Annotated in this window: 14 protein-coding genes and 5 pseudogenes; 8 read left to right on the plus strand and 11 right to left on the minus strand. The window is 58.0% G+C overall.

Features of this window, described 5'->3' with window-relative positions; translation table 11 throughout:
- Positions 1 to 29: 29 nt before the first annotated feature.
- The gene (locus NL528_RS45265) at positions 30 to 257 is read left to right on the plus strand and encodes a hypothetical protein (protein WP_309185721.1); all 228 of its coding nucleotides are present in this window, start codon (positions 30 to 32) and stop codon (positions 255 to 257) included.
- A 176-nt stretch (positions 258 to 433) separates the two neighbouring features.
- Here NL528_RS45265 and NL528_RS45270 read toward each other — a convergent pair.
- Positions 434 to 841, minus strand: a pseudogene (locus NL528_RS45270) (efflux RND transporter permease subunit); the annotation flags it as partial.
- Positions 842 to 979: 138 nt separating this feature from the next.
- Here NL528_RS45270 and NL528_RS45275 point away from each other — a divergent pair.
- Together NL528_RS45275 and NL528_RS45280 are read left to right on the plus strand one after the other, a co-directional pair.
- Positions 980 to 1,696: a hypothetical protein gene (locus NL528_RS45275; protein ID WP_309185723.1), complete on the plus strand. Its 717-nt coding sequence runs from the start codon at positions 980 to 982 to the stop codon at positions 1,694 to 1,696.
- Entirely contained in the window at positions 1,630 to 1,845 is a 216-nt protein-coding gene (locus tag NL528_RS45280; protein ID WP_309185725.1) for an integrase core domain-containing protein, read from the plus strand. Before NL528_RS45275 ends, NL528_RS45280 begins: the two co-directional genes overlap by 67 nt.
- On the opposite strand, the gene NL528_RS45285 is transcribed toward NL528_RS45280, so the two are convergent.
- Together NL528_RS45285 and NL528_RS45290 are read right to left on the minus strand one after the other, a co-directional pair.
- On the minus strand, positions 1,815 to 2,786 hold the full coding sequence (locus NL528_RS45285; protein WP_309185726.1) for an SDR family NAD(P)-dependent oxidoreductase: 972 nt from the start codon (positions 2,784 to 2,786) through the stop codon (positions 1,815 to 1,817). The genes NL528_RS45280 and NL528_RS45285 overlap by 31 nt on opposite strands.
- 149 nt (positions 2,787 to 2,935) lie before the next feature.
- A complete protein-coding gene (locus NL528_RS45290) occupies positions 2,936 to 3,592 on the minus strand; it encodes a peroxiredoxin-like family protein (RefSeq protein WP_309185728.1) in 657 nt (218 codons plus the stop codon).
- A gap of 154 nt (positions 3,593 to 3,746) precedes the next feature.
- On the opposite strand from NL528_RS45290, the gene NL528_RS45295 reads away from it, so the two are divergent.
- The 3 genes and pseudogenes from NL528_RS45295 to NL528_RS45305 all read left to right on the plus strand — a co-directional run.
- Positions 3,747 to 4,658 (plus strand): LysR family transcriptional regulator, encoded by a 912-nt coding sequence (locus tag NL528_RS45295; RefSeq protein WP_309185730.1) that lies wholly within the window; start codon positions 3,747 to 3,749, stop codon positions 4,656 to 4,658.
- 57 nt (positions 4,659 to 4,715) lie between these two features.
- Positions 4,716 to 4,817, plus strand: a pseudogene (locus NL528_RS45300) (IS481 family transposase); the annotation flags it as partial.
- A 159-nt stretch (positions 4,818 to 4,976) separates the two neighbouring features.
- A pseudogene (locus NL528_RS45305) lies at positions 4,977 to 5,348 on the plus strand (hypothetical protein); the annotation flags it as partial.
- Here the strand turns inward: NL528_RS45305 and NL528_RS45310 are convergent.
- A complete protein-coding gene (locus tag NL528_RS45310) occupies positions 5,330 to 5,554 on the minus strand; it encodes a hypothetical protein (RefSeq protein WP_309185878.1) in 225 nt (74 codons plus the stop codon). The pseudogene NL528_RS45305 and the gene NL528_RS45310 overlap by 19 nt on opposite strands.
- A 30-nt stretch (positions 5,555 to 5,584) precedes the next feature.
- Here NL528_RS45310 and NL528_RS45315 point away from each other — a divergent pair.
- Positions 5,585 to 6,181 (plus strand): annotated as a pseudogene (locus tag NL528_RS45315) (chromate resistance protein ChrB domain-containing protein); the annotation flags it as partial.
- A 629-nt stretch (positions 6,182 to 6,810) separates the two neighbouring features.
- Here the strand turns inward: NL528_RS45315 and NL528_RS45320 are convergent.
- From NL528_RS45320 to NL528_RS47435, 6 genes and pseudogenes are all read right to left on the minus strand, one after another.
- Positions 6,811 to 7,584, minus strand: coding sequence for an enoyl-CoA hydratase/isomerase family protein (locus tag NL528_RS45320; RefSeq protein WP_309185731.1), 774 nt, complete (start codon positions 7,582 to 7,584; stop codon positions 6,811 to 6,813).
- 328 nt (positions 7,585 to 7,912) lie between these two features.
- The gene (locus NL528_RS45325; RefSeq protein ID WP_309185732.1) at positions 7,913 to 9,169 is read right to left on the minus strand and encodes an MFS transporter; all 1,257 of its coding nucleotides are present in this window, start codon (positions 9,167 to 9,169) and stop codon (positions 7,913 to 7,915) included.
- Between the two features lie 289 nt (positions 9,170 to 9,458).
- Entirely contained in the window at positions 9,459 to 10,685 is a 1,227-nt protein-coding gene (locus NL528_RS45330) for a CoA transferase (RefSeq protein ID WP_309185733.1), read from the minus strand.
- Positions 10,686 to 10,687: 2 nt separating this feature from the next.
- A complete protein-coding gene (locus NL528_RS45335) occupies positions 10,688 to 11,836 on the minus strand; it encodes an aromatic ring-hydroxylating dioxygenase subunit alpha (protein WP_309185734.1) in 1,149 nt (382 codons plus the stop codon).
- A 36-nt stretch (positions 11,837 to 11,872) separates the two neighbouring features.
- The gene (locus NL528_RS45340; protein ID WP_309185735.1) at positions 11,873 to 12,496 is read right to left on the minus strand and encodes an iron-sulfur cluster-binding domain-containing protein; all 624 of its coding nucleotides are present in this window, start codon (positions 12,494 to 12,496) and stop codon (positions 11,873 to 11,875) included.
- Between the two features lie 90 nt (positions 12,497 to 12,586).
- Positions 12,587 to 12,874, minus strand: a pseudogene (locus tag NL528_RS47435) (hypothetical protein); the annotation flags it as partial.
- Between the two features lie 85 nt (positions 12,875 to 12,959).
- Between NL528_RS47435 and NL528_RS45345 the strand changes: the two are divergent.
- Positions 12,960 to 13,856, plus strand: coding sequence for a LysR family transcriptional regulator (locus tag NL528_RS45345; RefSeq protein WP_309185736.1), 897 nt, complete (start codon positions 12,960 to 12,962; stop codon positions 13,854 to 13,856).
- A gap of 440 nt (positions 13,857 to 14,296) precedes the next feature.
- Here NL528_RS45345 and NL528_RS45350 read toward each other — a convergent pair whose 3' ends face one another.
- Entirely contained in the window at positions 14,297 to 14,443 is a 147-nt protein-coding gene (locus tag NL528_RS45350) for a hypothetical protein (RefSeq protein ID WP_309185737.1), read from the minus strand.
- Positions 14,444 to 15,063: the final 620 nt, after the last annotated feature.

Raw genomic sequence — 15,063 nt, forward strand, 5'->3', positions numbered from 1 at the left:
TCGGGCAGCCTCAGATCAAGGAGGCTGTTATGCCCTTCCAGATACTCAGGATTGAGTATGACTGTGCGGGCAACGTAGCTGCCCGCCAGACAACGAAGCCGGTCTTCGAATTCGATGAAGATGCTCTCGCTCTGGCAGAATTTGATGCCTGCCGGGCAGGAGATGAACTCGAATTTGACCCACAAAAAAACTGCTGGCGCACGACGACACCGACGGGAGGTCGACTAGAATTCTGCGTTGAAGAAATTAAGACCTAGTACCCTCTGAAGGCTTCTCCAAGTATTGACGTAGTAGATGCTGTAGTCCCCGGTCGGAGCGTGATGCATCATCTCGACAGAGCCGCGCACAACTGCGTAGAGTCCACCGGGTGCATCGCCGGCGGCGTAAATGCGAGCGCCATCTGGAAAATTCCGCATTACGGATTGCTGCAGAATGGAAGACTGTCCGAACTGTTGATGCGCTCAACCTCCTCTTTGACGCGTTCGATTGTTGGCGTGCTCTGTTGCCCGCGACGCATCAGGACGATTCCCTGAACGATGTCATTGTCATCGTCTTTCCCCGCGATGCCCAAGCGAGGCTTGTTACCGACAATGACCGTGGCCACGTCGCCTACCAGAACCGGATTGCCACCCACCTGGGCCAGCATCGTGTTCTTGAGATCGTCAATGGAACGAATAAGACCGACACCGCGGACCACCGCCGCCTGCAATCCTAGCTCCATAACATTGCCGCCGACATTGATGTTGCTGTTGTTCAAAATTTGCAGCAGCTGCGGCAGCGTGAGCCCATAGGCGACGAGTTTGTTGAAATCGACTTGCAGTTCAAACGTCTTCGTTGTCCCTGTCGCAAACCTAATACGACTGGCGATGAGGTGCGAATCGAGTGAAGCTTCTGCCCGATGATCGCGCTTTGCAAACTGATCTGGTACGGGCTGATTGGATTGTTCCGATCGCGAGCCTCGCTGGAAATCGAGATCCTGGTGCTTCGCCACCAACTCAATATCCTGCGGCGTAGTTCACCGAAGCGGCCGATCCTCGGAAGGATCGACCGGTTTGTATTTGTTGGGCTGTATGGCCTGGCTCCTAGCGTGCTGAGCGCCTTGGCCATTGTCAGACCAGAAACCGTCATTCGTTGGCACCGCGCAGGTTTCCGCTTGTATTGGCGATGGAAATCGCGGCCTCGTGGCGGCCGCCCGAAGGTGCCTGTGAACGTTAGGCAGTTGATCCGGGACATCAGCATCGCCAACCCGCTCTGGGGCGCTCCAAGGATCCACGGCGAACTCCTCAAGCTTGGCATCGAGGTCGGGCAGACGACGGTTGCCAAGTACATGGTTCGGGGGAGACGACCTCCGAGCCAGGGATGGAAGACGTTTCTTCGCAACCATGCCGACGGCGTTGCGTCGATGGACCTGTTTGTGGTGCCGACGATCTCATTCCGACTGCTCTACGGCTTTTTGGTTCTGCACCATGGTCGCCGTGAAATCCTATGGATTGGAACGACCGCGCAGCCGAATGCCGAATGGCTCGCTCGCCAACTTACTGAAGCCTTCGGGTGGGAACACGCGCCGCGATACATCATTCGTGACCGGGATCGCGCATATGGCGATATTGTGGTCGGCGACTTCGATCAATGGGAATTCGAGATCGTCCGACCGGGCCGCGATCACCATGGCAGAACGGATATTGTGAAAGGCTGATCGGCTCGATCCGACGCGATTGCCTTGACCATGTCGTCGTATTTGGCGAGCCGCATCTTCGGCATTTACTTCGATCTTACGCAAACTACTACAACCGCGCATCAGAACACCCATCTGTCTATGTTGTTGAAGAGAAGAGACTTTGCTGATTGGGATGCGATCCCGCGGGGTATCTTGGGTTCTGTCGCGCTCGTTCGGCGATAGATTGAGCAGCAGTTGTCATCAGCGAGGCGCGGGCGAAGATCCACGGGCCGTCCGACAGCGGATGGAAGGCTTCGATCTCGCCGGCTTCAGCGGCCAGGCGGAGCGTCTTGGGTGCGATCTTCAGGAGCTTTGCGGCGTTGCCAAGGTTGAGCCAGGGTTCGATCCCGTCATCGGCCGGCTTGAACACCGGGATGTGGTGATAGGGGCGTTTGGCGACTTCAAACGGGGATGTCGGGTTGCTCAGCGATGCTACGAAATAGGCTCCCAGGCGTCGCCCGTGCATGGAATATGCATTGGGTGGCGGTACCGGTCTGGGTGTGGTCGTCAGTGGTGTCGCAATCACGCCCGGCTCGACGATGGCTACCCGGACGTTGAACGGGCTCAACTCTTGCGCGAGGCATTCACTCAGCCCTTCGAATGCCCATTTTGAAGCAGCATACGCCCCTTGCGGCGACATTCCAAACTGGCCGGCAACCGAGGTGACATTGATGATGCAGCCGCTCCGCCTTTCCCTCATGGACGACATGACCGTTTTGATGCATCGCAGGCCACCAAAGAAGTTCGTTTCCATGACCTGGCGGAACACGGCAACAGGCATCAGCTCAATTGGGCCTCGAGCGCCTATTCCCGCATTGTTGACCAGGACGTCGATCTGGCCTTTTTCGTGCAAGATGTGGTTGAAGGCATCGTCTACGGAGCTGTCACTGTCGACGTCAAGCTGCACAATGGTGACGGGAAGGTTTTCTTTCGATGCAATCTCTCGCAGCTCGCCGCCGCGATCCAGGTTTCGCATACCCGCGAATACAGTATGTCCAGCTCTCGCCAGGGTAATCGCGGTTGCCTGACCAATGCCGGTGCTGGTGCCGGTAGCGACAACAATGCTCATTCAAAATCCCCTTGCCCAATACTGCGACTTTTCACGGATGCCTCTTCTACAGCATGGAGGCTCCACCGACGAGCCGGGTCGCGCGGCGCTAATGCTCGCGACCGCCGGCGATGGGTTCGTCGTCATGGCAGCGCTCCTCTTGTCCCTTCTCAGGCGGCGCGTGCCTTCTTGAGATCATTCAGGACAGCGATCGCGATGGCCGGATCGAGCCTCTTGCGGTAGTCCGGATCGACGGACGCGTGCGCGATACGTCCGCCCTGCTCCACGACGTAGACCGCGGGCATCGGCAGCGACCAGATATCGTCGCCGTTGCGCGCCGGCAGGTCATGACCGAATTTCCGGTAGAGCTCCCGGATTTCGGGAGACAGTTCGAACCGGATCCCGGTTGCGTCCGCGAGACGGCCTTTCGCGTCGCTCAGCACTTCGAAGCCGAGCGCGTTGTTCGCGACGGTCGACGAGGTGTGGTCCGGCGTCTCCGGGGAGACGGCGACCAGCCGGGCGCCGAGCCCTTCGATTTCGGCTAGCCGGCCCTGATAGGCCCGAAGCTCGAGATTGCAGTACGGACACCATCCGCCCCTGTAGAACACGACCACCAGCGGTCCCTCGGCGACGAGAGACGTCAGGTCCGTCTCACCTCTCCGGTCGTTGCCGAGCGTCATCGCTGGGAACTGGGCTCCCTCCTTAAGCGAGCGGTCCGCAAGCGACTGTAAGGCCGCGTTATCGTCATCGACAAGCTTCGCCACCTCTGGTCCAATCCGTTCGAGCCAGGATGCCTTGAAGGTTTCCAGTTCGGTCTGCAAAGACATTAGTTCCTCCCGCGGAGCGTTGCCGGTTTTAGATTCGTGCGGCTGCGGAGCCATTCAGGCCTCCGTACGCTTAGGCAACCTGCCACATGCCTCGTCTTGAATAATTGCCGTTGGCCTCATAACATTGATACGTTTTTCGTATGGATGGAATCAAATGGACCTCCTCTCTCCGATGAAGACGTTCGTCCGTGTGGTGGAAGCCGGCAGCTTCACAGCAATCGCGAGCGAGCAGAACACGACACAGCCGACGATCAGCCGCCAGATCGCAGCGCTCGAAGACCATCTCGGCGCGCGTCTCCTGACGCGGACGACCCGTGCGGTGACTCTTACCGACGACGGACGGGCCTTCTACGAACACGCGCGGCGGGCGCTCGGGGCCGTCTCCGAAGCCGAAGGCGCCGTCGGCAGACGCCGGGCGAAGCCGTCGGGGACGCTTCGCCTGACTACGCCCGTCGTGTTCGGGCGTCTTCATATCGTGCCGCGCCTTGCCGCCTTCCTTGCTCGGAATCGGGAATTGTCGATCGACCTGGTCATGAGCGACACGTTCACCGATCTGGTCGAACATGGACTCGACGTCGCGATCCGCGTCGGCGAGATCACGGACCCTGGGCTCGTGGCAAGACGGATCGGAATGGTCCGGCGCATCACCGTCGTGGCGCCGGGATATTTGAAGAGGCGCCGCACGCCGAAAACGCCGGACGATCTTCTGGATCACGACTGCATCGTCTACTCGCGGCTTGCCACAGGCAACCGCTGGTTCTTCGAAGGACGGCAAGGACCTCTGACGGTCGATGTCAAGGGACGCTTCAGGGCGGACAATTCCGAGGGCGTACGCGAGGCCGTCGTGAGCGGGCTTGGCATCGCCGTGATACCGGCCTTCGCCTTCGCCGACGAGATCAAGTCGGGAGCCGTCACCGTGCTCCTCAAGGACTACGAACCGAAGCGCCTTCCGCTCAGCGCGGTCTACGCTTCCCGCCGGTTCGTGCCGCTCAAGGTCCGCGCCATCATCGACCATCTCGCGCACGAGTTCGCGCTGGACCCCAGCCTGTCGATGCATATCGTCTAGGTGTTTAGTCCCAAGCTTTGATGGCGCATTCTTATCGTACGATTCGAAGGATGCGCTATGGGACAAGTTTTGCACGGCTGCGCCACCACGACGGAGGCAATCCGTCGAGCAATACAAAATAGTCAAGAGAGCCTGAGAGCGCTCGCCAGGCGCTATGGGAGGCTCGGTCTCAAGCTGTTCGGCAGCATCAACGAAACGACTTTTCGGAAGGTCGTCCTCGCGCTTCTTTTCATTTCAGGAGCGGTTTTGGTTTTCTGAGGTGAACGCCACCAGGGACATAGTTCCGTTATGACACGCGATCCGTCGTGGAACTTGCGTATGGACACCGATCGACAGACATCTCCTCGTTTCACAATCGCCATCCTCTCGCGCGGCGACGCTGCGGCGCGCCGGGGCACGACGCCACAGAACAGCCAGCCGCTTCGTCCGCTTCTTCGAAGCACTTGCCGCTATCGGCATCGAGGCCCGCCCCGTCATCTACGAAGAAACCTTCGCCGACGCTGTCCGGGACCACTGCTGGCGGTGAACGGCGTTCTCGTCTGGGTCGACCCGAGCCATCAGGGCAAGACACGCGCGACGCTAGGTCCATTGCTGCGCGAGGTCGCCGCGCGAGGCCCATAGGTGAGCGCACGTCCCGACGTCATTCTGAAGATGGGCGTCAAGGATGTGCTCTATCGGACGCGCCGCATCTGCACGGCGAGGCACGCACCCACGCTCATGCCGTCGTCATCGACGACCTCACGCAGGCTGACTTTGACGGCGCTGCTAAGGGCGGAACCTTCCTTCAACGAATCGTCATCCAGTCGAGCTTCACGCAGCTGATTGACACTGCCGCCGCCAGGCGTTTTAATCAGCGCACGGGGATTTGCGATCTCCCCGCGAGGCGACATGCCCAAGAATCGCGTCCTGTTCACCAAGGGCGCAGCATGTCATCTTACACCTCGATCTCATCCGAAAAATTGTCTCGACTGATCGGTACCGCGGGGGCACCGACTCTCGTTGACGTGCGCATCGACGAGGATTTCGCGGCCGATCCGCGTTTGATCCCGGGCGCAACCCGATTCGCCTACAAGGACGTTCAGGATTGGGGGCCGCGGCTGATCGGACAGTCCGTCGTCGTGGTCAGCCAAAAGGGCGAGAAGCTGAGCGAAGGCACGGCGACCTTCCTCCGTCACGCCAGCGTGGGCGCAGAGACCCTCGAAGGTGGTCATCTCGGCTGGAAGGAGGCCGAGCTTCCGACCGTTCGCTCCGACAGGATACCGAAGCGCGACGGACGCGGCCGCACCATGTGGGTTACGCGATCGCGCCCGAAAATCGATCGCATCGCCTGCCCGTGGCTGATCAAGCGCTTCGTCGATCCGTCCGCAGTCTTCCTGTTCGTGACGGCGTCGGAGGTTGAGCCGGTCGCCGAGCGCTTCGATGCAACGCCGTTCGATATCGAGAACGTATTCCGGAGTCACCGCGGCGAACTCTGCACCTTCGACGTGATGGTCAAGGAGTTTGGTCTCTCGACTCCACCTGTGCCTACCGTAAATCAAATCCGGCCATATTGATGGTGCAGCCCGCCCAGGATCGGACGGCTGATAATGCGTCCGACTGCCTCAGCGGCGCGTGATGTCGGCGCGTCCTTGTTCAATGACAAGTGAGTGCGCGTACCGTTGTACAACCCAGCTTGATAACACCCACGGGACCGGTTTTCGCGAGCTCTTGTATCGGTGGCATCCATGGTTCGGTCTGCCGGTCTTTGTCCATCAGAAGCTCGACAAGGCGGGTGACCTTGTATTCCGCTGCACGCTGAGCGGCTCCGATGCGACTCGGTGGCTTGAGATTCCTGCCTGGATCATCGGGCGCTTTTGCGGATATTTGACGATCGGCCGCTCGCCGTTTTCGAAAGGCGGCGTCACCGTGCCCGCCGCAAAGGCTGGAATACTTTTTGTCGGCAGTTCGTGTCCGCCGGCAAGGAACGCCCCCGTACCTCAAAGAAGATCTCGTCTGTTCATCATCTTGCGGCTCCGCCGTCCTGGTCCTCATTTGAAAAAGTAGATCAGTCCGATGCTCATCGAGAGGAGAAGGAGCAGCAGGTGCCGTGTCTTCTGCCGCTCATGGCGAATGAGGGGGCTATCCGACACGCTAAGGTAGCGCCCTATCGCTGCTACATGGCTTTTGACTCTATGCCGGCGTTCGCTCGCGCCGCCCGCTCCGCCCGCCGGTATTGCTCGATCCGGCTTTTGAGTCCCGGGCGGCTGGCGCTCTCCACCAAAGCCGCAAGATCGGCCGCGCGCGTATCCGTCGCGGTCAGGTTGAGCAACATCGATTGCGATACCGGCTCCAGCATTGTGACTTTCTCACCTATCGATTGAAGAAGACTCGGCCAATCCTCTTGTCTTGCTGTTGCCGTCGCAAGACCCATCCTGAGTGCTTCATCCGCCTTGAGCATCCGGCTGCTGGCAAGAACGGAACGCGCCGCGTCGGTGCCAATGCGGCCGACCAGCCGCCGCGTTCCGAGCGCAATGCCAAATCTCCAGCCAGGCATTCGAAAAACGGCGTCGGGCTCGGCAATACGCTCCGAACAGGCGCAGAAGATATCGCATCCCGCGCCGAGGACCTTGCCCTGAGCCAGGGCGAGCGTAACAAACGGCGCATGCGCGATGCGTTGCAACAGGAGCTCGATACGAACCAGCTTGAGCAGCAGGTCGCCGTCGGTTTGCTGTTCAAGATCGCCAAGGTCGAAGCCGGAGCAAAAATTAGCTCCCTCGCCTTTGAACGTTACCAACGTGGTGCCGTCCGATTCAGCCGTGCTTAAGGTGGCAATCAAGGCCTCCACCAGCGTGGCGCTCAGGGCGTTCGATTTTGCCGGACGCTTCAGCATCATGTGCAGGGTGGATCCGTCGCGTGTGACCGCGAGTTCGTGAACGGAAGATGTCATATCCATACTCTTCAATGTGATTGGGCGCGCCGGCCGTCAGGATTTGTCAGTACCAAAAGACCGCCCTCCAAGATCACGCCCATCCAGCCTTCAAAGGCCCACCATGCAGCTGCGGCGATAACGAGGCGAGACCCGACCGGCTATGTCGCGGAGTTATGGTGTGGGCACTATATTGGCAAGAAGCTAAATCGTCGACAGCGATGGGTTCGGCAACGAACTCCATTCCGAACGATGTCGGAATTCACGCCATGACGGGCCAACTCCGGAACAATAACGTCGGCGGACTCATCATCAGCCCACCGACGAAGATCCTTATCTCCCACTGCGCTCACTGCGCGGGTTGGAGAGAAACGGATCGCCTGTCTTCGATCACCGCGGAATCGCTTGAAACCGACGAATTATAGTTTCTGCGGTACGTGTCCGGAAGAAAGACAGCGCAGATCGTGGCGATCGTCGCAAGTGCGGCGAGATAGATACTTACCGCGAGCGTCGTTCCGTACTGATGGAACAAGTATGTCGCGATAAGAGGGGCCGGGCCGCCAGCCGTGATCGACGACAACTGATATCCGAGCGACGAGCCGCTATATCGCACTTCAGGCGGAAACGCTTCCGCGATAAACGCCGGCTGTGGTCCATAGGAAATATCGTGAACGACAATCGACATCACGATTGCGAGCACGATGATAGAGCTGTTTCCAGAGTTCAGCATCATGTAATAAGGGAATGCGAAAATTCCCAGAGTCACCGCACCGATAATATAGAGTGAGCGGCGGCTGATAATATCCGATAAATATCCGAATAGTGGCACGCTGATGAGCGAAGCGCTGCAGGCCAGCAACAGCGCGTTAAAAAGGAAATCCTTTGAAAGGTGCAATGTGCCGACGCCGTAGGACAGAACGAAGGTCGAGAACAGATAGAAGGCCGCGTGCTGACCGGAGCGGATGCCGCAGACCAGCAGAATTTCGCGCCAGTACTTCCTGATCGCGACGCTGACCGGCGCCTTCTGGATCGTTCCGGTTTGCTCCATTCTCTTGAAGGCGGGCGTCTCGTGAATGCCGACGCGGATGTAGAGCCCCACGCCGATCAACACGATGCTGAGGAGAAACGGAATTCGCCAGCCGATGGTTTCGAACCATTCGGTCGTGCCATATCGGCTCACCGTCGTGAGCACGATCAGCGCCAACAACAACCCGAGTGGAGATCCGAACTGCGGCCAGCTTCCAGCCAGCCCGCGCTTCCTGTCGAGCGATTTCCATTCGGTGGCAACCGCAACCGCGCCGCCCCACTCACCGCCCACGCCGAATCCCTGAAGCAACCGCAGGAAGGTGATGGCGACAGCGCCCCAGATGCCGATCTGGTCGTATGTCGGAACGAGGCCGACGAGTACCGTGCTGACACCCATTAGCAATAGCGTGGTGACGAGCATCGCCTTTCGTCCAATACGATCCCCGAAATGACCGAAAACAGCCGCCCCGACCGGACGGATCACAAATCCCAGGAAGAAGGTGGAGAGTGAGAGCAGCGTCGCGGAATAAGGATCGGTTTGAGGAAAAAACAGCTTTCCCAATACGGTCGCCGCGACCAATCCGTAAATATAGAAATCATACCATTCGATCATCGAGCCGACCGTCGAGGCAATCACTGCCCGACGTGCGTACCGCTGGGTATCCTTGTCTGCTGCGGTGTCTTGCACTTTCATATTTTCCCTCCCGTTGTCGCCAATATTTATTCTGATTTTTATTGATGGATCTTTTCAGAGCCTCGACCGAAAGCGTGTTCTCTCCGTCTTCTTAAAACTTCTTCGCTGCCGCCACTGCTCGCGCGGCGGCGCGATACCCATGTTGCCGGTGTCGCGTTCGCGAACGTGGAATGCATCAGGCAACGTCGCGTGTTTTCGAAGCCAAGCTCCCTTCGGTACCGAGCCACTCGCCGATGACCTCGGCGGTATGTTCGCCGAGTACCGGAGGCGCCCGATAAACCGCGAATGAAAAATCGGTAATCTTGACCGGAAATCCCACGGTGCGCGTTCGGACATTGTTCGGCAGATCGAGCGGCTTGATCAAATCCATGGCCTGAACGTGCGGATCGGCGAGAATGTCCGGATAGGTATTGATCGGAGAGCACGGGACGCCTCTGCCGTCGAATTCAAAGAGCCATTCCGCGACGTTCCGCTTGACGAATTGCTCCTGAAGAATTGTCGCCAGCTCCGTCTGCCGCCCGGCCCGATCTGCTTGGGACTTGAATCTCACATCGTCGGCAAGGTCCGACCTTCCCACCGCGTAACAGACTTCGCGCCAGAGAATGTCATTGCCCGCGGCAATGATGAAATACGCATCGCTGGCCTGAAACGCCTGATACGGCGCGTTGCGGGGATGCGCGGAACCAAGCCGTTTGCCTGGTGAACCCGTGCCGAAATATTCGCTGGTTTGCAGAGCGGAGACGCCAAGCAAAGCGCCGAGCATCGAACAGTCGATGTACGCGCCCTTTCCTTCCACTCTAACTCTCAGCAACGCCGCCAGAATGGCGTAAGCACCGTACAAGCCGGCACAAAAATCACCGACCGGCACGCCGCATTTAACGGGGGGCTCGCCCTCATTACCGGTGACGCTCATCAACCCGCTCATGCCTTGCACGGTGACGTCGAAGGCGCCTTTCTTGGCGTACGGACCTTCCTGGCCGTAACCCGAAATTGAGCAGTAGATTAGTTTATCGTTTTCGGATTTGACGTCTTCATAACCGAGACCGAGGCGGGGCAACACGCCGGGCCGGAAGTTCTCGATCAGGACATCGCACTCCTTGATGAGAGTTTTCGTCAGCGCGATTCCGTCACTGTCTTTCAGATCGACGCAGACGGACCGCTTATTCCTGTTTACTGAGGCAAAGTTTTCACTGTACGTATTGCCCTCGTCGTTGCTGGTTAACGGCGGCCAGTTTCTCATGCCGTCGCCACCACCGGGATTTTCGATCTTCACGACATCAGCGCCGAGATCAGCCAGCAGCGAGCCCGCAAACGGGCCCGCTGCAATCTGACAGAGTTCGAGAACTCTGACGCCGGCAAGCGGGCCGGCGCCTCTTGCTCCAGTGAGCTTATCGTGCATCATCGCTACTCAGCGGCAACGCTGTGCGGATGGCCTTCCTGCTCGCGCATCAAATCCTGAAAAATCACGCGCGCGCGGCGAATGGCAAGATCCGGTTTCAGGAACACTTCCTGATAGCCGTCATCAGGGTATTCGAACATGCGCTGCTGCTCTTCCAGAGCGAACTTGTCCTCCTTCACGACATCGGGGAACATTTCGGCGATGTGCGTGGCGGTCTGCTTGTCTGGGAATCTCTGCGACTTGTGATGCGCCGGCACGTTGATCATCACCCACCAGACGTGGCGCTTCTCGTCGATTGGGGTGTGGGTGTGAACGAGAACGTACCCTCGCTCTTGGGTATTCAGATCGAGCGTGCCCGGAAACTCGCGGACCTGGTCTCGCGCGGAAAGCTGGCCGACCGGGGCGTTCCGCATGACAACACGCGTCGCGGCCGGGCTCATCATGCAATGGGTGTGATGCCGATCGACGGTGTCGTAGTGAAACCAGTCGACGAGATAAGGCGGCTGTTTGTAGTTGGTGACTTTTCGAATGGTCATCGCATAGCGATTGCCGCCTTCTTCACCCTCTTCCAGATCGACGGGAATACGGCTGTTTTCTATGTCGCCGATATTGCCGTCGTGAAGCGGATAGAAATGGGTGATGTCGAGAAGATTTTCGATTAGGAGAAGATAGTTGGCGGGAATCTCCATCGGTCCGACAATTTCGGTTTTCCAGTCGTCTGAGCCGACTTCCGGCAGGCTCGGCGGCTTGCGCGTCTTTGAAACTTCTACGTCTCCCGGCCAGAGCCATACCAGGCCATCCTGCTCGATGATCGGGAACGGACGAACGATGGCCTGCGGAGAAATCGGCCCCGTCGGGTGGGATGGGATCATCACGCATTTTCCCGTCATGTCGTATCGCAAGCCGTGATACGCGCACTCCAGCGTGCCGTCCTTCATCATGCGTCCCTTCGACAGCGGGAATCGCTTGTGGGCGCAACGGTCGTCATAAGCGACAAGTTGTCCCTGCTTGGTCCGCCAAGCCACGATGGGCTTTTTAGCGACGACGTGGCCGGTTAGCTTTTCCTTGGGAAAATCCGATGCAGTCCCAATCATGTACCAGCAATTTTCGATGCAAGCGTAAGTCGCGAGCGGCTGAGCGTTATTTGCGGCCATCTTTGTCCTCCGAACTGTCGTGACACGATTTTCATGTTAAAGATCGAGCGTTAGCGATGGACTCTCGGCACGCGCGCAGCAAATCATCAAGTACTTCTTGCGCTCCTCGGCGCTGAGCACGCAGTCGCGGTGTTCCGGCACGCCCTCCACGTATCGCGTGATACACGTTCCGCAAAAGCCTTCGCGACAATCTGTCTCGATGCTGTAACCACGCGCGCGCAGCACATCGACGATCGATTCCGATGCGCTGACATCGAGAACCTCGCCGGTTTTGCGGATGGCTATTTTGAACGGATGATTTTCGTGGACGGTGTCAGATTCCGGCGCTGAGAAGTGCTCGAAGTGAACCGCATGCGGCGGCCACGCGCCGAGGTTCTCCTTGATCGCCGCCATGAAACCGGGCGGACCGCAGAAGTAGATGTGCATTCCCGGAACGTAAGCGGCGACGAGCGCCTTGATGTCGAGACCTTGCGAAGGATCGCCATTGTCGTGGTGAAGCCGAACCTTTTTGGCTTCCACACCCGGACCGAGATCTTTAAGAAACGCCGTGTTCTCGGGGGTTCGCGTGCAGTAATGCAGAACGTAATCCGCGCCCTTAGCCTCGAGCTCGGGAACCATCGACATCATCGGCGTGACGCCGATACCGCCGGCGAGCATCATATGCAGGCTGGTTTCCGATCCGGCCAATGCAAAATGGTTTCGGGGCCCTGAGATCTCGATGAAATCGCCTTCCTGAATCTTGTGCATTGCAACCGAGCCACCGCGGCCGTTCGGCTCCAGAAGAACGGCGATGCGATATCTGGCTCGTTCGTTGGGAGAACTGGAAAGCGAATACTGGCGGACGATATGGTCATCGAGATGAACATCGATATGTGCACCCGCAGCAAACGGCGGAAGCTCATGGCCAGCGGGATGAACCAGCACAAAGGAGCGAATAGCTGCGGCTTCGTCCTTCGCGGCGGCAACTCGCACTTTATACTTCAACCGCAGAAGTTGCGGTTGCGAGGAATTTCCGATGTCTGCTCGCTCGTTCATCATCCAAAAAACGATAGGAGCTAGACCTATTCAAAACAAACGAGTAATATTGGCATTGGCCCATCAAATTTTTTGAAGAAACCTGGCATTGAACCTCAGACAATTGGAAACCTTTTTTTGGGGTGCAAAGCTCGGCAGCTTCGTCGGAGCTTCCAATCGTCTCAGAGCGACGCAATCGACGGTGTCGATGCGAATTCAGGAGCTTGAGCGCGAGCTTGGCGTTATCCTGTTTGAGCGAAATCAACGAAGCTTGCGTCTGACTTCCAAGGGACGCGTGCTGCTTCCGCTGGCCGAGCAAATGATTCAGCTCGAAGCGGAAATCCGTTCCGTCATCGTCGCATCCGAAGCGTTTTCAGGCACGCTGCGGATTGGCGTTGCCGAAGTGATCTCGGTGACATGGCTTCCGCGCCTGATCAAAACGATGCGGGAAACCTATCCCAAGATCAGCATCGAGATGGACGAAGCGCTGACGCTGCCGTTGATCGACGAGTTGCGCGCTGGCGCGTTGGATCTGGTCTTGGCTCCGGGCTTGCATATCGAAAACACATTCAGGTCGAAACATCTTGGCACGATGGAGTTTTGCTGGATGGCAAGCCCTTCGCTTCCATTGCCCGCAGCGCCGATCACGCCGCGCGATATGATTGCCTGGCCAATCATTACGTTATCTTCTCAGTCGCACCACCGCCGTTCGATCGACGAATGGTTTCAATCCGAGGGCGTCGTCTTCAAGCGATTTGATACCTGCAAGAGCCTGAACGTGGCGGCGTCGCTAGCAGCCGCCGGCTTGGGAATTACGTTTTTGCCGAAACGATGTTACGATAAGGAGTTAAAGAACGGCACTCTTCGCATCATCGAGACGAAGCCGTTGATGTCGGCGGTGTTGTTCAGCGCGACCACCCTTATAAACGGCACGCAGCCGCTGGCTGAAATCGCCGCCGCACTCGCAGCCGACATCAGCGATTTCGAACAAAAATCCCCGTCTTAGTGCGTGCGTTCAATTGAAGCGCCTGAAGTCTCAGGATTAATAAGCACTGGTGATCAATAGCTCGCGCGACGCGCGTGACCGCGAGACGCGCCAGTCGTCTCTTGAGCGACCCTCCTGTTGCGAAGTGACTACGGGCTCGCTTCCTTGGATGAGAACTGAGAAGCGTTACGTGGCGTCAGCTTGCGGAGTCGAGAAAACAAAGCCGCCAGCGTGATAATAGCTCCTAATCCGTAGAGTTCGTCGGTGTCGACGTTTTCGTCGGCCGCGCCCATGTTGTTTGGGGCCAGCCTACAAACGACCGTCGCTATTCCCGCTTTTCGATAAAGACGTGACTCCGAGGCGCCAACACGCATATTCACCACAGGTTCGCGTCAATGACTTCCTCCCAGCATGCGCTGACCCATCGCACGATGGTTGTGCGGATCGGTCCATGATGGATTTTACCCGCGCAGATATTCGTCGACGCCTTCCAAATCGGTGATCTTCTCAGCAATTGCCTTACGTGCATCGGCCACGGAAAATCCCAACGGCAGCCGGATATACGCAGTGGCCTCGGCCTTGCCCGCGACAAGGTTCGGTGTCCGCACTGAATTGTACCTAAGGTCACGGGGATTTTTGGGAGCACCTCGCTTTCGTCGGCCACGACATCGCTTCGGATTTGGCGCGTTCAAGACGCATTGGACGTCCCGCTGTTTGGGAATGGGCCATTTGTCGCAACTGCGAGAAAATGATAGGGTCCCACGAGGAAGAGCGTTTAAAAGACATAGGCGGTTCTGACAGGGCCTCTCACGGGACTCGGCGAAATCTACGCCGAAAGAGTCCGCCGGAAAGGAGTTACTTTGATAAACTCCGAAACAGCAATATTCCTTGGCTTTGGCCTGGTGATCTTGTTCCTTGTGATCCGGAACGCTCGAAACCTGCGATGATGTAGAAGCCGAGAAACGAAGTAGTCAGATGATGTCTTGCGTAGACGGCTGTCCGGTTTCATGCAATCTCGTGGCGACGACGCCGCTTAGGGTTCCGGCGATCGGCCGGCAACACTCCAATTCCACCATTCCGCGAATCGGCGCACCTTGGCATCCGCGATGCCCCACCGGTCTGTCGACTTGACCAAGCTGTTACGGCGGGATATCTTTCAACCTCGCTGTGAAATATGAGCGCCCCCAAATCAAGCGAAGCAATAGCAATAAGCAGGCTTGAGCGGGCA

It is taken from the genome of Bradyrhizobium sp. Ash2021, assembly GCF_031202265.1.
Taxonomy (GTDB): domain Bacteria; phylum Pseudomonadota; class Alphaproteobacteria; order Rhizobiales; family Xanthobacteraceae; genus Bradyrhizobium.